The sequence below is a fragment of the Hydrogenovibrio sp. genome, from assembly GCF_049975065.1.
Classification (GTDB): Bacteria; Pseudomonadota; Gammaproteobacteria; order Thiomicrospirales; family Thiomicrospiraceae; genus Hydrogenovibrio.
On sequence record NZ_JBNGDN010000131.1, the window covers coordinates 1 to 3,031 of the forward strand.

The 3,031-nt window shown below is 50.1% G+C and carries 4 protein-coding genes; all 4 read right to left on the reverse strand.

Annotation, left to right across the window (positions count from 1 at the left end):
• Positions 1 to 100: 100 nt before the first annotated feature.
• The 4 genes from ppnP to ACP5D0_RS10305 all read right to left on the reverse strand — a co-directional run bounded on the left by ppnP (position 101) and on the right by ACP5D0_RS10305 (position 2,761).
• On the reverse strand, positions 101 to 412 hold the full coding sequence (gene ppnP / locus ACP5D0_RS10290; RefSeq protein ID WP_472365709.1) for a pyrimidine/purine nucleoside phosphorylase: 312 nt from the start codon (positions 410 to 412) through the stop codon (positions 101 to 103).
• A gap of 55 nt (positions 413 to 467) precedes the next feature.
• Positions 468 to 923: a DUF2721 domain-containing protein gene (locus tag ACP5D0_RS10295; RefSeq protein ID WP_472365710.1), complete on the reverse strand. Its 456-nt coding sequence runs from the start codon at positions 921 to 923 to the stop codon at positions 468 to 470.
• A 56-nt stretch (positions 924 to 979) separates the two neighbouring features.
• Positions 980 to 1,375: a lactoylglutathione lyase gene (gene gloA / locus ACP5D0_RS10300; RefSeq protein WP_472365711.1), complete on the reverse strand. Its 396-nt coding sequence runs from the start codon at positions 1,373 to 1,375 to the stop codon at positions 980 to 982.
• A 108-nt stretch (positions 1,376 to 1,483) separates the two neighbouring features.
• Positions 1,484 to 2,761: an O-acetylhomoserine aminocarboxypropyltransferase/cysteine synthase family protein gene (locus ACP5D0_RS10305; protein WP_472365712.1), complete on the reverse strand. Its 1,278-nt coding sequence runs from the start codon at positions 2,759 to 2,761 to the stop codon at positions 1,484 to 1,486.
• Positions 2,762 to 3,031: the final 270 nt, after the last annotated feature.

Sequence of the window (3,031 nt, forward strand, 5' to 3'; positions counted from 1 at the left end):
TCCAAAAACACAAAACCGCTAGGCCTGGCGGTTTTTTGTTTTTGGGCTAAGCAACCTCGGTAAATCGAACTTTTGATACGGCACTTTTAGACGACAGACATCACAGATAAGAACAACAATAATCGGCCACTGTCTTCACCTGAATGCCGAACTTCGCATTGGCGGGCACTTCAAAGGTTTCCCCTGCGGACACGGCACGCCATTCGGTTTCGCCCGGCAGCAACACCTCGACCTCGCCCGCCAGCATTTCCATCATTTCAGCCGCTTCCGTTCCGAATTCATAATCCCCCGGCAGCAGAATGCCCAACGTTTTGCGAGTGCCGTCCGCAAACAGCAGTGTGCGGCTGGTGACCTTCCCGTCGTAATAAATATTGGCCGCTTTTACCGCGGTGACATTTTCAAACTGTGACATTCATCATCCCTTTCAAATAAATTAAATGCGCGATGTATTATAGAATCGAAAACGATTATCGCAACGCATGAGAAGCAAAATAAATTTCGCGAATAAAAATCAATAATCCCACAATCAACGCCGCCATCGCCAAAATAAACAGCACCGCGATGATTAAAGAACCGTTAAACGCAAAAAAGGCACTTAAAAACATAATCATAATCACCAGCGCCACCAACAGCCCAGTTAAGGTGCAGGCTAAAATCGCATGATTCAGATAGCGCCGCCGTCGTTCCAGAAAATCCAGCCGCTGACGAATTGTGTTGGATCGCCGATCAATTGGATTTTGCGCCTTCTCCGCAACCATCTGATGATTCAATTCTTCCGCTTTATCCACGATACGCGACAAACGGCCGACCAAAACGCCCAATAAACTGCCAATACCCGCCAGCAAAAACACCGGTGCCACCGACAGTTGAATCAAGTGCGACACCTTGTTAATGGCATCCGAATCGTGAATTAATTCAAACATAAACCGCCTACCTTTGCGCTCATGAATTAATCAACCTATGACACCCCACAGTGGCCTCACCCACGCACATGATCCGCGCCGATAAATTCAATCTGGTAACCGTCTGGGTCTTCGGCAAACGCAATAATGGTGGTGCCCGCATTCATGGGTCCGGCTTCGCGGATGATTTTACCGCCTGCCGCTTTCACCGCGTCCGCCGCCTGATACACATCGTCCACCTCAATGGCGATGTGCCCGTAACCGTCGCCCAAATCGTAAGACGTCACGCCCCAGTTATGCGTCAATTCCAGCACGGTATTGTTTTCTTCGTCACCGTACCCCAAAAAGGCCAAAGTAAATTCACCCTGCGGATAATCCTTGCGACGCAACAGCTGCATCCCCAACACCTCAGTGTAAAACTGAATCGACTTTTCCAAATCCCCCACGCGCAACATCGTGTGCAATAAACGCATTGTATCTTCTCTCCTAAAGTTCTATTTCCCAAAACCGCCAGGCCTGGTCAAATCGCATTTTCCCCAGGCCTGGCAGATTGTCGTTATGCCTTCAGCCAAGGCGCGGCGTTAAACTGCGACCTTGTCCAGCGCCTGCTCGATATCCGCAATAATATCCTCTATGTGCTCAATGCCAATGGACAAACGCACCAAATCTTCCGACACCCCGGCTTTTTCCAATTCTTGCGGGCTCAACTGGCGATGCGTCGTCGTCGCCGGATGGCACGCCAACGACTTGGCATCACCGATATTCACCAAGCGCAGAATCATCTGCAAGGCATCAATAAACTGACCACCGGCTTCGCGCCCGCCTTTAATGCCAAAGCTCAAAATACCGGAACCGGAGCCTTTGGTGGTCTTCACACAGATTTCGTGATATTTGTCATCCGGCAAAGACGCATAATTCACCCAAGACACTTTTGGGTGTTTCTTCAAATATTCAGCCACTTTCAGAGTGTTCTCACAATGGCGCTCCATGCGCAACCCAAGGGTTTCCAGGCCCTGCAACAGCAAGAAGGCACTGTGCGCCGATAAAGCCGCGCCGGTATTGCGCAACGGCACCACACGGCAACGGGCAATAAAGGCCGCCGCCCCAATGTCACGGGTATAACTCACGCCATGATAAGACGGATCCGGCTCATTCAACATCGGGAAACGTTCCTTGTTCGCCACCCAGTCGAATTTACCGGAATCAATCACAATGCCGCCCAAGGTGGTGCCGTGACCACCCACGAATTTGGTCAAAGCGTGAATGACAATGTCCGCGCCCAAATCAATTGGGCGGCACAAATACGGCGTCGCCACCGTGTTATCCACCATCAACGGCAAACCGTGCTTATGGGCGATTTCCGCCAGGCGTGCCACATCCACCACATTCCCAGCCGGGTTGCCGATGGACTCACAAAAAATAGCGCGCGTTTTATCGTCAATCGCCGCTTCAAACGCGTCGTAATCGTCCGCCTTGACCATCCGCACTTCAATCCCCTGACGCGGGAAGGTATGCGCAAACAAATTATAAGTGCCGCCATACAACTGGCTGGTACTGACAATATTGTCCCCCGCCTGCGCAATGGTCTGAATGGCATAGGTAATCGCCGACATCCCAGACGCCACCGCCAAGCCGGCCACACCGCCTTCCATTTCCGCCATGCGTTTTTCCAACACATCACAGGTCGGGTTCATCATGCGGCTGTAAATATTGCCCGGCACCTTCAAATCAAACAAATCCGCACCGTGTTGCGTGTCGTCAAAGGTATAAGACGTGGTTTGATAAATCGGCACAGCGGCCGATTTGGTGGTACTTTCCGATTCATAGCCGTGATGAAGCGCGATGGATTCCAGTTTCATAATCATCCTTTTTTAGAAAGTGGTGACTGTTGCCGCATCATAACAAACATCATGAAGCGTTCTCATAACAACAGAAAAACAATTAATACTTATTTTTCAATAACATAGAAAAATAAACGTGCAATTATACTAAAGTGAAAATCGTCGCCTGTCAAACGACATCTTCGCCCCTTCTGAATATTTTCAACAAATCCACCAGGCCTGGGTAAAAACGCCTTATGCTTTCAGCCGTTTGCAACCCATTTCTGCGCAATGCCGATGGCCAACACC